This is a genomic window from Parabacteroides sp. CAG:2 (assembly GCF_000436315.1).
Taxonomy (GTDB): Bacteria; Bacteroidota; Bacteroidia; order Bacteroidales; family Tannerellaceae; genus Parabacteroides; species Parabacteroides distasonis.
In genome coordinates, this window is record NZ_FR885261.1 from 1 (window position 1) to 5,641 (window position 5,641).

Consider the following 5,641-nt stretch of genomic DNA (forward strand, 5'->3'; position numbering starts at 1 on the left):
CAGACCGCTGACTAAGCCACTCATCCAAGGAACCATAACTTCAACACAAAACAACTACTTTTGTTTTGCGAGTGCAAAGAAAGAGAATAATATTGGAATTACCAAACTTTTCCTTTCTTTTTTATTTTTCCCTCCGAATATTATAGAAGTAGAGAAAATGAGCTTACCTTTGCCTATCAAATAGATAAATAACGAAAAAATGACTTATACAGAAACTGTAATACCGGGCGTATGGATCATTGAGCCAAAGGTATTGAAAGATGCGCGCGGATACTTTATGGAAGCTTTTAAGCAAGCGGAATTCGAGGAGCATATCGGAAAAATCCAGTTCGTGCAAGACAACGAATCTTGCTCCTCTAAAGGCGTATTACGAGGATTACACTATCAGCTAGCGCCCTATTCTCAATCTAAATTAGTCAGGGTGATCAAAGGACGGGTATTGGATGTAGCCGTAGACGTACGTGAAGGCTCGCCCACATTCGGCAAATATGTAGCTGTAGAGTTATCGGACGAGAATAAACGCCAGTTATTTATTCCACAGGGATTCGCCCACGGATTCCATGTATTAAGTGACGAGGCTATCTTTACCTATAAAGTAGATAATCCATATACTCCAACGCATGAACGGGGAATCCGCTATGACGATCCCACGGTCCATGTAGATTGGAGCATCACAGATCCGGAATCGATCAACCTATCCGAGAAAGACACCAAGGCTCCATTGCTGAAAGACGCTGAGCTTAATTTCAAATACTAAACACTGTACAGATATGAAAACTTACCTAGTTACCGGTGCCGCCGGTTTTATCGGTGCCAATTTTATCAAACATATGCTGGCGAAATATGACGATATCAAGATCGTTGTCCTAGACTTGCTGACTTACGCAGGTAATTTGGGCACCATCGCCGAGGATATCGATGGAGTACGTTGCGAGTTCGTGAAAGGCGATATTTGCGACCGTGCCTTGGCCGACCAGCTATTCGAGAAATACAACTTCGATTATGTCGTGAACTTCGCCGCTGAAAGTCATGTAGACCGAAGCATCGAAAATCCCCAGCTATTCCTGCAAACCAATATCCTTGGTACACAGAACCTATTGGACGCCGCACGAAAAGCATGGGTTACCGGTAAGGCCGAGACAGGTTATCCGGTATGGCGTGAAGGTGTACGTTTCCATCAAGTCTCTACCGATGAGGTCTATGGAAGCCTTGGTGCCGAAGGTTATTTCCACGAGACCACGCCTTTAGATCCCCGGAGCCCGTACAGCGCCTCCAAGACAAGCGCGGACTTATTCGTAAAGGCTTACCACGAGACGTATAAGATGCCGGTATCTATTACCCGTTGTTCCAACAACTACGGACCTTACCATTTCCCGGAAAAATTGATTCCCTTAATCATAAAGAACATATTGGAAGGTAAATCCCTACCTGTATATGGTGACGGCACAAACGTACGCGACTGGTTATATGTAGAGGATCATTGCAAGGCGATCGACACCGTCATCCACCACGGACGTGTGGGAGAGGTTTACAACGTAGGCGGTCATAACGAGAAGCAGAACATCGAGATCGTGAAACTCACGATCCGGACGATCCATCAACTAATGACCGAACAACCGGAATATCGCCAAGTATTAAAGAAAAAAGAGATCGGTGCCGATGGACAAATCTCTATCGACTGGATCAACGACAGCTTGATTACATTCGTGAAAGACCGTCTGGGCCATGATCAACGATACGCCATCGACCCGACGAAGATCACCAACGAATTAGGCTGGACACCAGAGACCTGCTTCGAGGTCGGTATCGTAAAAACCATCCGTTGGTATCTTGAGAACCAAAAATGGGTAGAGGATATCACCGGTGGAGATTACATGAAATATTACGAGCAAATGTATGGATCACGTTGATTCCTCAACGTGACCGTGTGTATGTGGATGAATCTCAGAGAGGCTGTTTCCTAATTCGGGAGCGGCCTCTCTTATTTGTTTCCGGATCGTCTCGCGTATCTCCTCACGCACATTCCTGCGGGTACTATCCAGTTCCGCTTGCTTGGCAGGTTTCAAGAAATCTTTATATTTACATTTCACTATCTTGAACTTGAAATCATCCAGATTCCCTTTTATATCGATACCCAGCTTAAACGGCACCGGCGATTTTAAAACCGAGAGATGGTAATCGAACGTCATATCCAAATTATGCGTTCCTCCTACGGCTACTTTATACCGGTCCATCTCCACCAAGAATGGGAATACCTCGATCTTGTTATCATGGATCGCTAAATCTACCGCTATACTATCGATCATATTCCGTTTTTTATTCTTGAACATCAACGTCTTCGATATCTCGGTATATGTCTCACCATCCAGCAGCACCATATTCTTTCCGCTCAGGTAGCAAGAGGCATTTACAGACGGCAGCAACACGGACATCGTAGAATCCGCCTTGCAAGTCGCCGTCATCTGGCAATCTACCATGCCTTCGAACGAACGAAGCATAGGGACCAATGTGTCGATATCCGGGAATAAACTGATTAACCGTTCCACTAAAATATCATTTAAGGACAACTCAAATCCCATAGTCGCCTCTTGATCTGTTTTGGTCGTATAAACCATCGTCAGATCTCCGGAACCGATATTCGAGCTCATACATAAATCGCTCAGATTGATACTTTGATCCCGGATTACAACCTCACCTTTCACATCCTCCAACTTCAGATCCTTAAAATCTATTTTTTTAGCATTTGTATGAAGCGTCAGATCCAAGAATTTCGGAACGACAAATAGTTGAGAGATCGAATCCGTAGCGACACTATCCACGGTATTCGCTAATAGATGATCCGTCTCCAGTACGGAGATACTGTCTTCCGAGAAGACCCCAACCGAATTGGATGCCAATTGATCAGAAAACTGCAAACCTTTACCTATAGCTAGCATCAACTGGTTACAATCGATCAGATCGGATTCCAACTCGAAATTCGCTTTCAGCTTTCCTCCCCGTAGCATGGCCCGCCGGATGTCGCTAAGCTCTCCGCTCAAAGTAAAATCGCTCTTTCCTAAATGCAGGCGGGCACCACTCAACGTCATATTGTTAGTATTGAATTTCACGCTTGTCTCATCAATATACATCGGAATGGGGAATAAGCGGCTAAAGCCCCTCAATTGCTTAAACCTCACTTGTCCCCGAGCCTCCCATTGGCGTAAGACACTGTTTGAGGAAGCGACCGAATCCACTTGCGACCGCTGTCTATTCGCCCTTCGGGTGGTCTGCGTGCGCCTGCGCAAGGTATCACCGGCGGCAATACGGCGTTCACGTTGTTGACGAATCGCTTGCCGATAAGGTAATGCTTCCAAAGAGAACTGGCTTTCCGTCAGAACCATACCCGTCCGTAAAGGGATAAGAATATATTTTAAGGTGTCCACCGAGATCGTAGCTCCCGCCATAGGGATCCGCTTATCTGTAGAAGAAGCCTTGATGCCCCCTTTCAACACGGTCTTACCGGCCACCATCCAGGTAGAATCCGGCAACTTGGTGCGTAAATGATCAAATTCCAACCCTGCGGTCATAGGGATAACAGCCGTTGTATCAATAACCGGCGTCGTATTGGCTACCATCTTCAATCCACCGATATTCGTACTGATCTCATCCTTATACTTTATATTCAAGGTATCCACCGATAGATTAGCGCTCAACAATCCTTTCGCATTCAGATATTTACTTTCATTTTCCGTAGATCCTACAAACAGATTCGCCCCAGCGATATACATATCCACGCCTAACGGCTTACTAAACGCCTTGAAGCGATCAACCGTCAAATTGCCGGATGATTTGACCTTGGCGAAGCGGCTATTCACGATATCATCCACCTTAAACACCGTAGATAAATCAGCCATCATGGTACCCTCCAGCAGCAGTGTGTCGGGATTCAAGAACTCTTTAGCCAAACGGGTAAAATCGACCTGCCCTTTCATCTCCGCCCGAATCGCGGGATTCCTCCAGATATCCCTAACCTCGCCACTCATGGTCAACGAGGTATTCAACCCGATCAATGTCAACTCCTCCAAAGAGACATAAGAAGAATCCGGGTAAGCGCCATTCAAATGTAAATCCACGTCCATGCGCAATGTATCGATCCCCTGTTCAATACCTTTTACATGATAAGAACCATCCTCTATCTTGCAGCATAAGTTCACGGTCGGAACAATACTATCCCCTAATTCTCCACGGATATCCCCTTCCAAAATAATACGTCCCTCAGCAAGTGTTTTATCCCGATCCTTAAAATATTCATCCGGAATAAAATGTAAGAGATCATTCATATCGGAAACCTTCAACCCGAAAGTCATATCGATCCGTGACGGATTATCCTCGGTAGCCGGTACCATAAAGCCATCCGCCGTAAAAGGCAGGTTATTCACCAGCAACTCCGCGTCCCTCAACCCAATCCGGCGAAGTCCGTCAGCCAACAACAAACGTCCCTTGAAGCGTAACGCTAACTTATTCGCCAAAGAATAAGACGGGCTACGGAATACGATCGAGGAAGAACCGGTCTCCACATCCAACTTATTTCCTCGTTGGGTCAAAAGGCCGTCTATATGTAAAAAGAAACCATCGATCGCCGTATATAAATCCTGCTGGCGGTCATCATAGACAAAGTGCCCATTCGTAATATGCACTTGCTGCAAATCTATTTTAGGCAATGGAGATGACGATGATTCATCTACCGAATCCATCTCACTTTGATAAATCTCCCAATTCGCCTTTCCCTCCTCATTCACATAACCATAAAAACGGATACTATCCATGATAACCCGAGGAATCGTCACCTTCCCGCTAAACAGATAATCCGTAGGGTTAAATACGACGATCGCTTTTTTGAAAGACAACAAGGAATCCGAAGGAATCATCAAATCCTCCTGATAGCCTATAGAATCCTCAGCCAGATTTGAGATCAAACGCCCATTCGTCAACTTCACTCCCAGATAAGGATACGTCTCAAAATAAGTCAACTCCACCCGCTCACATTCCAAGTGCGCCTCTATGAATTCGTTTGTTTTTTCTACGACCAGCGGTGTCAGCTTCTCCGGAGGTAAGACCGCCCATTTCAGTATACCAACCCCGATCAAGGGAAGTATGAAAAAGATCCCGACCAACACAGACACAACAACCAGCAATATCTTTCTTATTCGTACCATACTCATTCCTTCATCTTATCACAAACAACACTAATTAAATTGTATGAGCAAAAATACGAAATACTATCCCAAAGACAACGCTTATCTCATAAAAAAAGGCCCCCCGCAATGAGAGACCTTCTTTTTACATCTTATTTATTTTTCTACAATTCATTTATCCAGAACCTCGTATTTAGAATGCTGGCTCTTGAACTCAGGAACAATCTCCTTCATCCGCTTCACGATCTGCATATCCCCCTCCACGGCACAAGCATGTACCAAGGCATCAATCCGCAGATTGGCGTCAGCATAGTCATACGCACGGACTTGGGCGATCTTGATCTTCGGATGAAAAGTAGGCTTGGAGGTTTCCTCCTCATTGAGTACCTCCTCATACAACTTCTCCCCGTCTCGCAATCCCGTGAACCGGATCTCGATTCCCTTCACCCCGCTCAGACGGATCATAC

At 45.4% G+C, this 5,641-nt stretch carries 5 protein-coding genes; 3 read left to right on the forward strand and 2 right to left on the reverse strand.

Annotated features, from left to right (window positions below; translation table 11 throughout):
* The 3 genes from QVP94_RS02230 to rfbB form a co-directional block, all read left to right on the forward strand.
* On the forward strand, positions 1–184 hold a 184-nt coding region (locus QVP94_RS02230), incomplete at its 5' end, for a hypothetical protein (protein ID WP_288213152.1).
* A 15-nt stretch (positions 185–199) separates the two neighbouring features.
* Complete coding sequence (gene rfbC, locus QVP94_RS02235; protein ID WP_005865007.1) at positions 200–757, forward strand: dTDP-4-dehydrorhamnose 3,5-epimerase; 558 nt, start codon at positions 200–202, stop codon at positions 755–757.
* 13 nt (positions 758–770) lie between these two features.
* Positions 771–1,910 carry a dTDP-glucose 4,6-dehydratase gene (gene rfbB / locus QVP94_RS02240; RefSeq protein WP_008773328.1) on the forward strand — a complete coding sequence of 380 codons (1,140 nt, stop codon included), beginning with the start codon at positions 771–773 and terminating at the stop codon, positions 1,908–1,910.
* Here rfbB and QVP94_RS02245 read toward each other — a convergent pair.
* Together QVP94_RS02245 and QVP94_RS02250 are read right to left on the reverse strand one after the other, a co-directional pair.
* The gene (locus QVP94_RS02245) at positions 1,902–5,201 is read right to left on the reverse strand and encodes an AsmA-like C-terminal region-containing protein (protein WP_288213153.1); all 3,300 of its coding nucleotides are present in this window, start codon (positions 5,199–5,201) and stop codon (positions 1,902–1,904) included. The genes rfbB and QVP94_RS02245 overlap by 9 nt on opposite strands.
* Positions 5,202–5,345: 144 nt before the next feature.
* Positions 5,346–5,641, reverse strand: a 296-nt coding sequence (locus QVP94_RS02250; RefSeq protein WP_022191861.1) for a polysaccharide biosynthesis protein, incomplete at its 5' end; no start/stop codon positions are given.

What these genes read in the sequence shown, in the direction of transcription:
- rfbC (WP_005865007.1), top strand. Translation starts at nt 200, where the DNA reads ATGACTTATACAGAAACTGTAATACCGGGCGTATGGATCATTGAGCCA.
- rfbB (WP_008773328.1), top strand. Translation starts at nt 771, where the DNA reads ATGAAAACTTACCTAGTTACCGGTGCCGCCGGTTTTATCGGTGCCAAT.
- QVP94_RS02245 (WP_288213153.1), bottom strand. Translation starts at nt 5,201, where the DNA reads ATGAGTATGGTACGAATAAGAAAGATATTGCTGGTTGTTGTGTCTGTG.